The organism is Nocardia sp. NPDC046763 (assembly GCF_040645495.1).
GTDB lineage: Bacteria > Actinomycetota > Actinomycetes > Mycobacteriales > Mycobacteriaceae > Nocardia.
This window is the reverse complement of record NZ_JBEYYI010000012.1, coordinates 57,650-72,579: the sequence shown is the minus strand read 5'-3', so window position 1 is coordinate 72,579 and position 14,930 is coordinate 57,650. Positions and strand designations below refer to the sequence as shown.

At 70.3% G+C, this 14,930-nt stretch carries 12 protein-coding genes; 5 read left to right on the top strand and 7 right to left on the bottom strand.

Annotated elements, in window-relative coordinates:
• Position 1: 1 nt before the first annotated feature.
• Positions 2-322, bottom strand: a complete 321-nt coding sequence (locus ABZ909_RS20715) for a hypothetical protein (protein ID WP_357001967.1) — start codon at positions 320-322, stop codon at positions 2-4.
• A 228-nt stretch (positions 323-550) separates the two neighbouring features.
• Between ABZ909_RS20715 and ABZ909_RS20710 the strand changes: the two genes are divergently transcribed.
• Entirely contained in the window at positions 551-1,048 is a 498-nt protein-coding gene (locus ABZ909_RS20710; RefSeq protein ID WP_357001965.1) for a hypothetical protein, read from the top strand.
• Between the two features lie 22 nt (positions 1,049-1,070).
• Here the strand turns inward: ABZ909_RS20710 and ABZ909_RS20705 are convergent, their stop codons facing one another.
• From ABZ909_RS20705 to ABZ909_RS20695, 3 genes are all read right to left on the bottom strand, one after another.
• Entirely contained in the window at positions 1,071-2,171 is a 1,101-nt protein-coding gene (locus ABZ909_RS20705; protein WP_357001963.1) for a hypothetical protein, read from the bottom strand.
• Between the two features lie 486 nt (positions 2,172-2,657).
• Positions 2,658-3,782, bottom strand: a complete 1,125-nt coding sequence (locus ABZ909_RS20700; protein WP_357001960.1) for an acyl-CoA dehydrogenase family protein — start codon at positions 3,780-3,782, stop codon at positions 2,658-2,660.
• 9 nt (positions 3,783-3,791) lie between these two features.
• On the bottom strand, positions 3,792-4,961 hold the full coding sequence (locus ABZ909_RS20695; RefSeq protein ID WP_357001956.1) for an acyl-CoA dehydrogenase family protein: 1,170 nt from the start codon (positions 4,959-4,961) through the stop codon (positions 3,792-3,794).
• A 228-nt stretch (positions 4,962-5,189) separates the two neighbouring features.
• Here ABZ909_RS20695 and ABZ909_RS20690 point away from each other — a divergent pair, with 228 nt between their 5' ends.
• A complete protein-coding gene (locus tag ABZ909_RS20690; protein WP_357001954.1) occupies positions 5,190-5,924 on the top strand; it encodes a hypothetical protein in 735 nt (244 codons plus the stop codon).
• A 73-nt stretch (positions 5,925-5,997) separates the two neighbouring features.
• Here the strand turns inward: ABZ909_RS20690 and ABZ909_RS20685 are convergent, their stop codons facing one another.
• A complete protein-coding gene (locus ABZ909_RS20685) occupies positions 5,998-7,791 on the bottom strand; it encodes a DEAD/DEAH box helicase (protein ID WP_357001951.1) in 1,794 nt (597 codons plus the stop codon).
• Positions 7,792-7,994: 203 nt separating this feature from the next.
• On the opposite strand from ABZ909_RS20685, the gene ABZ909_RS20680 reads away from it, so the two are divergent.
• Together ABZ909_RS20680 and ABZ909_RS20675 are read left to right on the top strand one after the other, a co-directional pair.
• The gene (locus ABZ909_RS20680; protein WP_357002287.1) at positions 7,995-8,867 is read left to right on the top strand and encodes a carbon-nitrogen hydrolase family protein; all 873 of its coding nucleotides are present in this window, start codon (positions 7,995-7,997) and stop codon (positions 8,865-8,867) included.
• 158 nt (positions 8,868-9,025) lie between these two features.
• The gene (locus ABZ909_RS20675; RefSeq protein WP_357001949.1) at positions 9,026-9,673 is read left to right on the top strand and encodes a phosphoribosyltransferase family protein; all 648 of its coding nucleotides are present in this window, start codon (positions 9,026-9,028) and stop codon (positions 9,671-9,673) included.
• Here ABZ909_RS20675 and ABZ909_RS20670 read toward each other — a convergent pair.
• Both ABZ909_RS20670 and ABZ909_RS20665 read right to left on the bottom strand, forming a co-directional pair.
• Positions 9,667-10,194 carry a gamma carbonic anhydrase family protein gene (locus ABZ909_RS20670; RefSeq protein ID WP_357001947.1) on the bottom strand — a complete coding sequence of 176 codons (528 nt, stop codon included), beginning with the start codon at positions 10,192-10,194 and terminating at the stop codon, positions 9,667-9,669. The genes ABZ909_RS20675 and ABZ909_RS20670 overlap by 7 nt on opposite strands.
• A gap of 36 nt (positions 10,195-10,230) precedes the next feature.
• Entirely contained in the window at positions 10,231-10,953 is a 723-nt protein-coding gene (locus ABZ909_RS20665) for an alpha/beta fold hydrolase (protein ID WP_357001945.1), read from the bottom strand.
• 390 nt (positions 10,954-11,343) lie between these two features.
• Between ABZ909_RS20665 and ABZ909_RS20660 the strand changes: the two genes are divergently transcribed.
• Positions 11,344-14,922, top strand: a complete 3,579-nt coding sequence (locus ABZ909_RS20660; RefSeq protein WP_357001942.1) for an AAA domain-containing protein — start codon at positions 11,344-11,346, stop codon at positions 14,920-14,922.
• The last annotated feature ends 8 nt before the right edge of the window (positions 14,923-14,930 follow it).

Here is a 14,930-nt window from a genome sequence, read left to right as displayed (position 1 = left end):
ATTAGCCAGCGTGTGCGTCAGCTCGAAGTTTGAGCAACACCAAACCCGCGGTGCAGGCGAGAATCAGTCCGGCGACGGTGATTTCGACGCGTAGCCCGGCAATGCCGAGTACCGCGCCGGTGAGCCCGCCCAGGAAGATCAGCCAGGCGACGACGCGGGCCAGGATTGCCGACATCCGCAGCCCAGGGACCGCGGGTTCTCCTGCACGCACCGACGCGCGCAGTGGAGATGCCGAAAATGCACCCATCATCCACTCCTCGATGACGCCCGCCGGGTCTCGCGATTCTTCGGCGCGCCCCTCGGCAAATTTCGAGCGTCTCACGTGTAACTTTGGACACACATTACGGCTCTGCAACGGAAAGTCCATACGACACGAACGCAAAACGCGCCGACTTTACTAATTCGATATCTGAATCATGGCTGTTTGAGATATTTCCGAGGCCTACGGAATCGCCTGCGCCGCCCGGTGATCGAACCGACCACCCGCCTGGCCCCGCCTCGCGGCCTCCGTTAGGGTGAGCCCACTCGACACGAATCAGGAGTGCCACCAATGGACGGCAGCAACGCCGGCGCGGACGAGCGCGGCCTCACCCCGCTGCGTCACCTGCCCAAGCCTGTGGCGGGCGCCGCCGCGGCGGTCGGCGTGGTGTCAGCCGGGCTCATTCTCCTGGGCGCCTGCGGCATTGGGCACAACGACATCTACGTCGCGCCGCCGCCGCTGAACGCCGATCTGCAAGCGGCGCCGGTGACTTCGACGAACAGCAGCGCGAGTACCACGCCCGCCATCGTCATCCCGCCGTCTCCCACCTGGCGGGTGGCCGCCGACCAGCCCTCCCGTCATGCACCGATCTCCACCATCACCGGCGCCCCGGACGACCCCGCCGCGGACCCGAATGCGAGCACCCGCTCCACCCCGTCGTACCCCAGCACCACGCGCCCGGCCACCACCGAGAGCCCTCGCGCCACAACCGAACTCCCGGTCACCACGGTCCCGCCGACCGCCCTGCCGACCACGGATCACCCGGCCTCGGACAACTCCGACGGGTAGCGCGGCCGGTCCACCACCGAGTTCACCAGTCGCCGTCTTCGACCGGAGAGCCCTTCTGATCGCCGAGCTGGTGTATCTGGCCCGGGGCCGGCGGCTGCCACTGTTCGTGGTCGTCGCCCAGCCAGTCACCGACCGGGGCCACGGTGGAGAGCGGGTCTGCGGGGGCCAGATCGGTTGCGTCCGAATCGAAGTAGTGGAACCAGGGTAGACCCGCGGCGGTGTATGCCCTGCGGTCGACCGGGGACGGCGGTGCGGCCTCGCCGGTGATCCGCTGCCAGTCGGGCGGGGTCACCAGGTGGACGAAGATGCGGCCGGAGGGATCCGTGGCCCAATCCGTCAGGGCGCGTTCGTCTTTGTAGATCTCCTGCCGCATGGTGCCGCCGACCCCGAGACCCAGGGCGGTGGCCTGCCTGCGCGGTGCGGCGCGCGCGAACAGCCTGCGTTCGCCGCTGCCCGGTGCGGGCGGCGGAGCTCCGAACCCAGGCGGCGGGCCACCGGCCGGAGCGGGCATGCCCGACGGCATGGACAGGGGCAGGGGTGGGCCGTCCCCGTACGAGATCGCCCGCACCCGTTCACGATCGGCTTCCATCGTCTTGCGCCAGCGTGCGAGCTCGACCTCGTTCAACGCGAAGTTCTGGAGCTGGATGCCGCCGTGGGTCTCCTCGCCGGTGACCTGGCCCTCGACGGTCGCGCCCAATCCCAGTGGCACCGCGACGAATTGACGGATGGTGCCGGTGCCGGAGTTGATGCCGTCCAGCCAAGGCTGTTTGGGCAGCACCACATAGTTCTGCGGATCCCGGGCCAGCCGCTCGCTCCAGGGCTTGCCGGAGACCGCGCACACCTTGCCCACGCCGATCTGCAGTGCGGCGGGCTCTTTCGCGGAGAACGACAGCCACATCGCCTCCCGCAGATACATGGGCAGCATGACACCGCCCCGCCTACTCCACTCCGCGGGCACCGAATCCGCATAGTCCGCCACCCGCCGCACCGGAAACTCCCCCAGCCCCGGCGGCAACGGATGCGTCCCCTGCTCGGGCAGTCTCAGCGTGCGAATGAACCGCACCCCCACCCCACCGGGCAACACCACGGTGTTCCCGTCCAGCCGTACCGCTTCTCCTCCCATACCCCGAACCCTACGCCCGCCCCACCCGCCCCCGACACCGAAATTCCAGCTTCGCACCCTCCCCACCACCGCGAGCAGGAGAACGAGCAGGCGCACGCCGAGAACCACTGTGCACCACGGAATTCCGCGTCGGTCAACGCCGCCGGAGCCGCCCCCGAAGCTCGGCCCGGCCCCGCAGTCCCGACCTCCGGTGCCACAGCCCCGCAATCCCGAACACCGGTGCACGGCCCCGCAACCCCCATCTCCGGTGTGCGGCCCCGCAACCCCCATCTCCGCTGTGCTGCTGCGCAACCCCCATCTCCGCTGTGCTGCTGCGCAATTCCCATCTGCGCTGTGCGGCTGCGCAATCCACGTGCGATTGCGGCCTGCCACAACACCGCTACCGCGAGCGCAGCGCTGCCGAACGGGACGGGCCGGTCCGAGCCCCCGGAAACAAGCCCGCGTCCCCGCTCCGGGTGGAGCGGGGCGCGGGCTCGATGGTGCGGGTCAGAACTCCACGAGGGTGTAGTCGCCCACGCGGTCGGTGAGAACGCGCAGGTGTTCCAGGTCGCCGCCCAGGGTGCGGGCAATGGCGGTGAGGCGGGCCACGTAGTGACTGACCGGGTATTCGGTCGTGATGCCGATACCGCCGTGCATCTGGACGGACTCCTGGCCGATGTGGCGGGCGGAGCGGCCGACCTGCAGACGGGCGCGCGACGCCGCCACCCGGTCGGCGGAGCCGTCGGCGACGGCGGCGGTGGCGTACAGGCTCATGCTGCGCGCGAGTTCCAGGGACACGTACATATTGGCGGCACGCTGGGTCAGGGTCTGGAACTTGGACAGCGTGACGCCGAACTGCTTGCGCGTCTTCAGGTATTCGGCGGTCAGCCGCAGGGCCTCCTCCATCGCGCCGAGGGATTCGGCACACAGGCTCGCCTGCGCCGCCACCTCCACCGCATCCACCACGGGCTGCGCGTCACCGCCGTCGCCGAGGAGTTCTGCTGCGGCGGAGGCGAATTCGACTTGCGCACCGCGGCGCTCGTCGAAGGTGCGGTAGGGGGTCCGGGTGACGCCCTCGGCGTCGGCCGCAATCAGGAACAGGCCGATGCCGCCGGGAAGGGCGGCGCTGACCACCAGCTGATCGGCGCAGTCCCCGTGCGGGACGGGGTTCTTGACACCGGTGATCCGATAGCTGTCACCGTCGCGGACCGCGGTGGTGGCCGGTTCGGTTGTGGGCCACCGGGTGCCGGGCTCCTCGTGCGCGAAGGCCAGCAGGGTCTCGCCGCCGACGAGCGCGGGCAGCACGCGCTGCCGCTGATCGGCGGTGCCTGCGCGGGCCACCAGCCCGCCGGGGACGAGCACGGCGTCGAGGAAGGGTTCGGGCGCATTGCGGCGGCCGATCTCCTCCATGACCACCATGGTCTCGACCGGCCCGGCGCCCACACCGCCGTCCTCCTCGTCGAAAGCCAGTCCGAGGACGCCCAATTCGGCGAGCTGCCGCCAGACGTCGCGGTTCCAGCCGAGGTCTGTGTCGGTGACCTTCAGGCGGGTCTCCGGGTCGTAGGCGCGGCCCAGCAGATCCCGGACCGTGTCACGCAGCATGACCTGTTCATCGGTGAGTTCGAAATCCATGGCGGCGGCTCACAATCCGAGAATGGTGGAGGCGATGATGGTGCGCTGCACCTCGCTGGAGCCTCCGTAGATGGTGGTCTTGCGGAAGTTGAGATAGCCGGGACCGCTGCGCTGCGCCCAGCCGGGTGAGGCGATGTCCCCGGCGTTCACCGGCAGCGCGTCCGGCCCGGCGACGTCCAGCAGCAGCTCGGTGGCGGCCTGCTGCAGCTCCGAACCGCGCAGCTTCAGCACCGAGGAGGCCGGATTCGGCTTGCCCTCACTGGAATTGGAGACCACGCGCATGAGCGTGAGCTCCAGCGCCAGCAGCTCGTTCTCGATCTCGGCCACGCGTGCGGCGAACACGGGGTCCTCGAGCAGCGTGCCACTGCCCGAACGGATCTGCGCCGCATACTCTTTCGCGACTCCCAGCTTCACCTTGGTACGGCCCACACCGGTGATGCCGGTGCGCTCGTTGCCGAGCAGGAACTTGGCGTAGGTCCAGCCCATGTTCTCCTCGCCGACCAATTGGTCGGCGGGCACCCGGACGTTCTCGAAGAAGACCTCGTTGACCTCGTGGTGGCCGTCGATGAGCTTGATCGGCCGGATGGTCACGCCGGGGGTCTTGACGTCGAAGAGCAGCATCGAGATACCGGCCTGCTTCTTGACGGTCGGGTCGGTGCGCACCAGGCAGAAGATCCAGTCGGCGCACTGGGCCAGGGTGGTCCAGATCTTCTGGCCGTTGACGATGTAGGAGTCGCCGTCGCGCACCGCGGTGGTGCGCACCGCGGCCAGGTCCGAGCCCGCGTCGGGCTCGGAAAAGCCCTGGCACCACCAGATGTCGAGATTGGCGGTGGCCGGCAGGAAGCGCTGCTTGAGCTCCTCGGAGCCGAACTGGGCGATGACCGGGCCGATCATCTGGGCGTTGAAGGTGAGCGGCTCCGGTACGGAGGCCAGCTGCATCTCGTCCTCCCAGATGTGCAGCTGCATGGGCGACCAGTCGCGGCCGCCCCACTGCACCGGCCACTTGGGCACGGCCAGGCCGTTCTCGTTGAGGATGCGGTGGCTGGTGACGATGTCATCGCGAGAGAGCTCGAGGCCGTATTTCACGCGGTCACGGATCTCCGCCGGGATCTTGGTCCGGTAGACCTCGCGCAGGTCGTCCCGGAATTTCACCTCATCGGATGATAGGGCCAGCTTCATTGCTTCTCCCGAGAGTCGCTGTGATGTCGCCATCAAACTTACCCCCCGGTAATGGTCGGATTGTCACCCGGATCACACCGACCCGACCGCCCGGGGTGCTCGGCTCACGGCGACTCGACATCCCGGCTCTCGAGCTGAGCTGGTACGTTGCCCAGAAATCCGATACCCGAATTCCGGGACGTCGGGCTGTTGTGGCTCGGCGAGAATATCGACGCAGGAGCAGCACGAGTGAACGGTTGGACTCTGTCCCGGCGCGCCCTGGCGGTCGCCGCCCTCACGGCCGCGGCGACGGTCGGCGCAACCAGCGCGGCCACCGCCGACCAGCCGAAGACGCCCGCCGAGACCGGCATCGACCAGCTCACCCAGGCCGTCGGCGACAATGCCGCCGGCCGGGACGCGGTCGCCGACATCGCCGAATCGGCCCAGCTGATCGCCGCCGCGAAGCTGGAAAACGTTCAGTTCACGCCGTTCTCGTATCTGGCGCCCACCCTCGGCTGCGGCTTCAACATGCCGTTCAGCCTGACCTCGGCGATGGCCGTCACCGGCGTCACCGGCGCCAACGCCTCGGTGTCGCTGCCGCCGGGCAATGTCAGCTTCCAGGTCATGGTGCAGCAGAACGGTTTTCCGACCGCCTCCGGCCTGAGCGTGGCCTGGCTCAATGTGAACAACGGCCGCAGCGGCATCACCGCCCTCGACGACCAGACCGAGTACAACCTGCCCTCGCTGTCGAAGACCGTGGACGCCGGCGCGGGCACCGTCGTCGCCTCGCTGTGGGGCACCATCGACTACCCGGGCGCACGCTGCGTGGTGCTGCCGACCGTCGGCCTGTTCACCGTGTCCGACACCCCGCCCGCCCAGCCTGCCACCCCGGACTCCTCGGCCCCGGCCACCCCGGCCGCGCCGACCACCCCAGCGCAGGCCCCCGACGCCACCCCCGGCACGGGCACGCCCGGCACCAACTGACCCGCCGCGCCCTCGAAAACGCAACGCCCGCATCCGTTTCGGATGCGGGCGTTGGTCGTTTCGAGCGGCGGGCTCAGAACCGCGGCTTGCGCCGGATGTCCGGACGCTTGCCCTCGCGGCGCGGGGCGCGGCTCATGGAGCGGCTTCCGGGCGGGCCCTGGTCCAGCTGCAGATCGATGAGCTGACCGCTGATCCGGGTGCGGCTCAGCGCATTCAAGGTCTCCGTGGACAGGTCGGCGGGCAGCTCCACGAGGGAGTGGTCGGGCCGGATGCTGATGTGCCCGAAGTCACTGCGCCGCAGGCCGCCCTCATTGGCGATGGCGCCCACGATCGCGCCCGGCGCGACCTTGTGCCGCTTGCCCACCGAGATCCGGTAGGTCACCAGCTCCGCACCGGTCTGGCGGTGCCGAGACGGCTCGCGGCGCTCGCGCGGACCACGCTCGTCGACGGAGCGTGGCGCCCGTTCCCGATCCCGGTCCCGGCGCGGGCGCTCGACCGGCTCCGGGTCGGGCTCCATGAAGAAGTTGTCACCGTCGTGACCGCCCACCGCCAGCGCAGCGGCGATGTCCACCAGCGGGATATTGTGCTCGCGCTCGTAGTCCTCGATCAGCTTGCGGAACAACGGCAGATTGGCCGAGGTCAGATTCTCGGTGATGGTGTCGCCGAACTTCTGCACGCGCTGGGCGTTCACGTCCTCGACGCTCGGCAGCTGCATCTCGGTGACCTGCTGGCGGGTGGCGCGCTCGATGGCGTCGAGCAGCCGGCGCTCGCGCGGGGCCACGAACAGCAGCGCCTCACCGGAGCGGCCCGCGCGGCCGGTGCGGCCGATGCGGTGCACGTAGGACTCGGTGTCGTGCGGGATGTCGTAGTTGACGACGTGCGAGATGCGTTCCACGTCCAGGCCGCGCGCGGCCACGTCGGTGGCGACCAGGATGTCGAGCACACCGGACTTGAGCTGGCCGATGGTGCGCTCACGCTGCGCCTGCGCGATGTCGCCGTTGATGGCGGCCGCGGAATACCCACGCGCGCGCAGCTTTTCGGCCAGCTCCTCGGTGGCCTGCTTGGTGCGCACGAAAATGATCATGGCCTCGAAGGATTCGACCTCGAGGATGCGGGTCAGCGCGTCCAGCTTGCGCTGATACGACACCAGCACCCAGCGCTGGGTGATGTTGGTGTTCGTCGAGGTCTTCGCCTTGACGGTGATCTCGACCGGGTGCTTCAGGTACTGCTTGGAGATCTTGCGGATGGCCGACGGCATGGTCGCGGAGAACAGCGCGACCTGCTTCTCGTCGGGCGTGTCGGCAAGGATGCGCTCGACATCGTCCTGGAAGCCCATCTTGAGCATCTCGTCGGCCTCGTCGAGCACCAGGTACTGCAGCTGCGACAGGTCCAGGGTGCCGCGCTCGAGGTGGTCGATGACGCGGCCCGGCGTACCGACGACCACCTGCGCACCGCGCTTGAGACCCGACAGCTGCACCGCGTAGTTCTGACCGCCGTAGATGGGCAGCACATGCAGGCCGGGCATGTGCACCGCGTAGCGGCCGAACGCCTCGGCGACCTGGATGGCCAGTTCCCGGGTCGGGGCCAGCACCAGCGCCTTCGGCGCCTTGCCGGTCATCTCGATGCCCATGAGGATCGGGATGGCGAAGGCCGCGGTCTTGCCGGTACCGGTCTGGGCCAGGCCCACCACGTCCGCGCCGTCGAGCAATGGCGGAATCGTCGCCGCCTGGATGGGCGACGGCGATTCGTAGCCGACATCGGCGATGGCCCGCAGAATGCGGTCATCGATACCCAAATCAGCGAAGGACGGGCCGGAAACGTCCCTCTCGTCGTCAGTGGGAACGCTGCCGGCCGGTGAGGTACTCATTGCCAGGGATTTTACTGCCTGCTAGCTGCGGGCTTGACCATCGGGTGAATACCCTGGGAGCCGTGCAACCGGACAACCCGCCCGCGCCCGCCGTCCCGACGCCCTCTCGTTCCGTTTCCGAACTCGGAAATACCGAACCCGCTCCCGTCCGCAACTACGTCACCGGAACCCTGGCCACCGCCGATGCGGGCAGCTCGGGAGCAATGGGGACGGCCGTGCACGAAGCGGCCGCCGCGGCGGAGCGGCCCGCCGGGACCGAACCGGCCGGGTCGGTGGATGTGGCGGTGGTGCAGTTCGATCCGTACACCGACACCGTGGCCAATCTCACCGCCCTGCGCGCGGAGGTCGCGGCGGCCAGCGAACTCGGAGCGAAGGTGGTGGTAGCGCCGGAGTATTCGATGTTCGCCACCAAGCGCCTCGACGATCAGGTGCTGGCCGCCGCGGAACCTCTCACCGGACCGTTCGTCACCGGATTGCGTGGTATCGCAGCCGAATTCGGCGTGCACGTGGTTGCGGGCGTGGTCGAGTCCGGCGGCCCGGACCAGCCCGCCGGGCACATCTACAACACCCTCGTCGCGGCCTCCCCCGACGCCGAGTTCGCGGCCGTCTACCGCAAGGTCCATCTGTACGACGCTTTCGGGTCGCGCGAATCCGATCTGCTCATCCCCGGCCCCCTGGACCAGTCCCAGACCTTCACCGTGGGCGGCGTGGTGTTCGGGCTGCAGACCTGCTTCGATCTGCGCTTCCCCGAAGGCGTTCGCCGGCTGGCCGCCGCGGGCGCGCACGTGCTGCTGCTGCCCGCCCAGTGGATCCCTGGTCCCGGCAAGGTCGATCAGTGGACCACGCTGCTGCGCGCCCGGGCCATCGAGAACACCATGTACGTCGCCGCCGCCGACCAGGCAGCGCCGCGCGGGTCCGGCGCCTCCATGATCGTCTCCCCCACCGGCGCGGTGCTGGCCGAGCTCGGCGACCAGCCGGGCATCGCCACCGCCCACATCGACCTGCACCACCTCGCCGAGGTCCGCACCACGAATCCGAGCCTGGCTCTCCGCCGCTACACGATCCGCGGAGAGTAGAGACATCCAGAGGTTCGCGGCCGAGCGCGGGGAGGCGGAGCGCTCGATTCTGGACCGACCGAAGCACGGAGCGAAGCGGAGGAGCGTAGGGCGGGAAGAATCGAGACGGCCGCGAACCCTGCCCCGGAGTGGAGCGGAGGGGCAAAATAAACAGAGCGATGATCTATCCGGATCGGGTGGCCGCAGGGCGCGCGCTGGGTGGGGTGCTGGGGCACCTGCGCGTGGCGGATCCGCTGGTGCTGGGGCTGCCCCGGGGCGGGGTGCCGGTGGCCGTGGCGGTGCGCGACGTCATCGGCGGCGACCTCGATGTGCTGCTGGTGCGCAAGCTCGGGGTGCCGTGGCAGCCGGAACTGGCCATGGGGGCCATCGGGGAGGACGACGTCCGGGTGCTGAATTACGACGTGGTGCGGCATACCGGGGTGACGCCCGATCAACTGGCGGACATCGAGGTCGTCGAGCGGGCCGAGCTGGAGCGCCGCCGCCGGATACTGCGGGCCGGGCCGCCGATCGACCTGAAGGACCGGACCGTGGTGATCGTGGACGACGGCATGGCGACCGGCGCGACCGTCGCCGCCGCCTGCGAGATCGCAGGGCTGCACGAGCCACGCCGGGTGGTGGTGGCGGTGCCGGTGTCGTCGGTCGAAGCGCTGCACCGGATCCGGGAGATCGCCGACGAGGTGGTGTGCCCGCTGGTGCCGCGGGCCCTCGGCGGGGTGGGCGGGGCCTACCGGGACTTCCATCAGCTCACCGATGCGGAAGTGGTGAAGCTGTTGCGCCCCACCGCTTCCCGGGATGCGGATCAGTGAATCTCGGTGATGCCCGTGCGGTGTCGCTGCGCGAGGTCGGCGTAGAAGCTCGGATTGGTCTTGACCCACAATTCGGCCGGGGTGCCGGCGAGCGGCTTCTTGACCTGGGCGGGTGAGCCGGCGGCCAGCACGCCGTCGGGAATCTCCTGCCCCGGGCCGACCAGCGAGTGCGCGGCGATCATGACGCCACTGCCGATCTTGGCCATGTCCAGGACCGTACTGCCGTTGCCCACAATCGATTCCGCGCCCAGCGTCGCGCCGTGGAACACCACCGAGTGCGCGATCGTCGAACCCGCGCCGATCTCCACGGTGACATCCTGCGGCACGTGGATCACGGCGTTGTCCTGCACATTCGCGCGTTCCCGAATGATGATGGGCGCCAGGTCCGCACGCAGCACCGCGCCGTACCAGACCGAGGCGCCGGCCTCGACGCGCACATCGCCGATCAGGGTCGCGGTGGGCGCGACGAACGCGGTCGGATCGACCGTCGGGCGCTTGCCTTCGAATTCGTAGAGGGGCACGCCCTCACCGTAATCCTTCGGACCAGCGCGAATCCTTCAGACCAGCGAGCGAGCGTGCACGAATTCGACGATCTCCGCGGTGACCTCGGCGTGCGCGGGCTCGTGCAGCAGGTCGTGGCCGGCATTGGGGTAGGTGTGGAAATGCGCGCCGACCTGGGCCGACCACTCCCGCACCGGTTCCACCGGCGCCCGGCGATCGTCCGCGCCGTGCACGATCAGCACCGGCAGGCCCTCGGGCAGCCGCGGTCCCGGCCAGTCCGAGTCCTGCTCGGTCGCCAGTGCGGCACGCGAGCGGGAACCGCCCTGGGCACGAGCATGATTCGCAGATTCGGCGCCGCGGGCGGACTTCGGGGACCTGCCCTCCAGCACCGCCTTGGGCGTCCCGCACAGCACCAGTCCGGCGAAGTCGCCCGGCTGCGCGTCGCGCAGCACGGCCAGCGTGGTGGCCGCGCCCAAGGAGTGACCCATCAGGAACGGGGTGGAATTCGCGTGCGCGTGCACCTGATCCAGGAACAGCCGGGCGTCGGCCGCCAGCTCGTGGATCGTGCCCGGCCTTTCGGGATCTCCTTCGCTGAGACCGTGCCCGGAGGTGTCCAGCGCCCAGAGTTCGATGCCGCGGGCGGCCAGCGCCCGGGCGAATCGGTGGTAGTGCGCGCTGTGCTGCCCGATTCCGGGTAAAAACGCCAGGACCGCCGGTGCATCATCGAGCTGCCAACGGCGGTAGTGGAGGCGGCCGCGAGCGCCCGCGAGGTAGAGCATCGGCAGATTCTGACAGACGCGGACGGGTTGCGGGGCCGCTCGAAACAAGCGACTGGCGAGTAACGAGCGAACTTGCCGGACAGCGACACGCCGCCCGGCGGTTCGCCGGGGCGACACGCCGGAATGGCAATGCGATTTCTGGCGTCCGACCGGGCATCGAGCCGCGGTCGGCGGCTGCGGCCCGCGCGAGTCGCGTTGTCTCCCAACATCGCCCGCAAACGCGTGCTGACATGGGCGGGGTCATGGCGGGTCCGGACCGGTGCGCGGGCCGCACCTGGCAGCACATCACACCGCCCGCAGTCATTACGCTATGCCCGACTCGGCCATGTGACGACGACCCCGGCCGAGTGCGGGTGTCGGCGGAGGACAGGCACAGGAGGGCCGCGATTGATGCTGTTCGGTGATCGTGTCGTGTGCAGCACCGGAGACCTGGTGGCGGCGGCGCGTTGTGAGTTCGCGCTGTTGCGCGCGCTCGACGCCGAACTGGGACTGGTGACGCCGGTCGAGTTCCCATCGCCCGGCACGCTCACGTGCACCCCCGACCCGGCCGTCGAACACCGCCTCGCCGACCTACGCGACCGGTACGGGCCCGGCGTCACCCGCATCCGCCCATCCGGGCCCGCGGCAGACGCCCTCGCCACGACCGCACTCGTCTCCGAGGACCTGCGCGAGCGGGCGCTGGCCGGACTGCGGGACGCGCACGACCGGACGCTGACCGCACTGCGCGCGGACGCCGAGGCGGTCGCGGGCGGCGTGGTGTTCGACGGGGACTTCGTGGCGCGCTGCGAATTCCTGGTGCGCGATCACGCCCCCGAGGGACACGACTACATGGTGGCGGGGGTGGCGGACCGGCGCGGCGGGATCGCGACGCTGATGGGACTGGCCGCCGCGGCGGAGGCCCTGCGGCGCAACGGTTTCCGATCCGCGCCGCAGGCGCGGATATGGGAGGACGGCATCCCGGTCACGTACACGCTCGCAGACATCGCGGTCGTCTACCAGGCGCGGCGGGCGCGGCTGAACATCATCGTCGACACCAAGCTCGGCGAGCTGCTCCCCGTGCAGTGGGGTGACCGGCGCTTCCTGGCCTGCGGCCACTGCCCCACCTGCACGACCGAACTCGAGACCCGCCGGGACCTGCTGCTGGTGGCGGGAATGCGCCCGGCCACCCGCGCCCACCTGCGCGACGCGGGGATCACCACCGTGGACCGGCTGGCCGTCGCCGACGCCGCCGTCACCGGCATCCCGTCCGCCACCCTGACTACCCTGCGCCGCCAGGCCGAGGTCCAGATCCTGCGCGAGCGCACCGGCCGTCCGGTGCACGCCCTCATCGATCCGTCCGCGCTGGCCGCCCTGCCCGCGCCGACCCGTGGCGACCTGTTCGTCAGCGTCACCCCGGTCGATCCCCCCGATGCCGTCGGCCTCCCGCGCGCGGGGTCCGGAATCACCCGCACCGCAGGCGATGTGATCGTGCAGATCAGCACCCTCGAGCCGGCCGACCAGGCGCCGGCGTACCACCCGGCAGCGCAGGCCCTGCGCTCGGCCGAAACTTCCTCCGCGCCGGCGATATTCGTCCAGGAACCGGCGGAATCGGCCGACGGTGAGCAATTCGCCGAACAGCGCGGTAGCGCCGCGATCGCGACCTTCGAGCAGGGGCCCGGGGTGAGCACGGTCGCGCTGGGATTCGTGCCCGCGCCCGCGGTGCCGAAACCGGAGCGCACCTTCGTCATTCGAGCCGACGGCCCGGACGCCCTCGGTCACAGGAGCCGCCGGCGCGACGACGCGGACGCGCTGCTGGAGTTCCTGATCGAGCGCCAGCGCGAATACCCGGATCTGCGGATCCACCACTATCGCGGCGGTCTGCGCTGTCTGCTGCACACCATTGGCGAACGCGATTCCGAGGGTGAGGATGTGGTGGCGGAGCTGCTACCCGCCCTGGTCGACCTGTACCCGGTGGTGCGGGCGGCGCTGGTGGTCGGCGAGCGCGCCTACGACCTGCACCAGCTGCCGCCCAATCAGGAGGAGAGCGGCGGCGGCGCTGAAGCCGTACTGCGACTGCGAGATTGGCTGCTCGACCTGGCCGCCGGGCACGAGGTGCGGCCCAGCCGACGGTGGTCCTACGACTACGCGGAGACCGGGCCCGACGAAATCGAGGCGGCCCTGCGGGAATTCGCGGAGAGCGACGGCGAGCAGCGCGGCCCGGCGCAGGAGGCGGCCGGGCTCGCGGCGGCGGCGCTGGGCTACCACCGGCGCGAGCGGCGGCCGCTGCGCTGGGCGCACGACGACCGGCTCGACCATCCGGTGGCCGAATGGGCCGACACCGCAGGGGTTCTCGTCGCCGACTCCGGTTCGGTGGACACCGACTGGCACGGCACCGGGCAGCAGCCCATGCGGCGCTACCTGACCCTCACCGGACGGCTGGGCACCGGCAATGCGCCGCCACCGGGCACGGCGGTGCTCACCCTCTACGATCGCCCCGTTCCCGGCATGACGGTCACCCCGGGCCGGCGCGCGACGGCGCACGCCACCGTCCTCGGCTGTGCGCTGGACACCAGTTTCGAGGACGTGGTGCGGGTGGTGGAGATGCTGCCCGAGGGCTGCGAACCCTACGACGAACTGCCCTCGGCCATCGCGCCCTGCCCGCCCGGCCACGACATCCACCTCGCGGAAGCCTTGGAGGACACCGCACATCAGCTGCTGGTGACCCTTCCCCAGGTGCCCGAGACCGCCGTCTTCGACATCCTGTGCCGCCGCCCGCCGCGGCTGCGCGCGGGCACGGCGCTGCCGGAGGTCTTCGGCGATCACGCCGCCGCCGTCACAGCCGCCGTCCTGGATCTCGACAATTCGTATGTGGCCGTGCAGGGCCCGCCCGGCACCGGCAAGACCGATACCATCGCGCGCGCCGTGGAACGGCTCGTCACCCGCTACCGGTGGCGGGTCGGCGTGGTGGCGCGCTCGCACCAGGTGGTCGAGCACGTGCTCGACGCCGTGGTGCAGGTGGGCGTGCTGCCGGAGCTGGTCGCCAAGGCCGACAGCCGGGCGGTGGCGCCGGAATGGCTGCCCATCGAGGCCTCGCGCTATCCGCGCTTCCTCGACAATGCCGTGAACGGCTGTGTGGTGGGCGGACTCTCGAACGACTTCACCGATCCCGAGCGCATCGCGCGCGACAGCCTGGACCTGCTCGTCATCGTGGACGCCGGGAAGTTCCCGCTGGCCGAGGCGGTGGCCGTGGCCGTGTCCGCCCGCAATCTGCTGCTGGTCGGCGACCCCGCGCCGCCGACGGGACGCGGCGCGCATCCCGAGCCCATCGCCGAATCCGTGCTGGGCCGGCTGCTCGGCGCGCACCGCACCCTGCCCGCCGCCTACGGCTACTTCCTGGACCGCACTTGGCGCATGCACCCGCGTATGTGCGGCCCGGTATCGCGGCTGCGCTACGACAATCGGCTGCGCTCCAATGAAACGGTCACCCTCGCACGGGAGCTCGATGGCATCCCGCCCGGCGTCCGCACCGTGACGGTGGAACACCACGGCAACAGCACCGAATCCGCCGAGGAGGCACGGGAAGTCGTGCGTCAGGTACGCACACTGCTCGGATTGCCCTGGCACACCGGCGCACTCACCCGCCGCCTGCACCCGCACGACATCCTGGTGGTGGCCCCCTACCACGCCCAGGTGGCGCGCATCCGGACCCTGCTGTCGCGGGCCCGCATCGAGGACGTCCTGGTCGGCACGCCCGACCACTTCCAGGGCCGCGAGGCCGCGGTGGTGCTGGTCTCCATGACCACCTCCGCGCCCGCGGACGCCCCGCACGGGATCGGCGCGCTGCTGTCGCGGCACTGGCTGACCAGCGCGATCTCGCGAGCCATGTGGTCGGCGATCATCCTGCGCTCGCCGCTGCTGACCGAATACCTCCCGGCCACCACCGCCGAGCTGTCCGACCTGGCCGCGGTGCTGCAGCTCGACCGGGTCTAGCCCGGGCC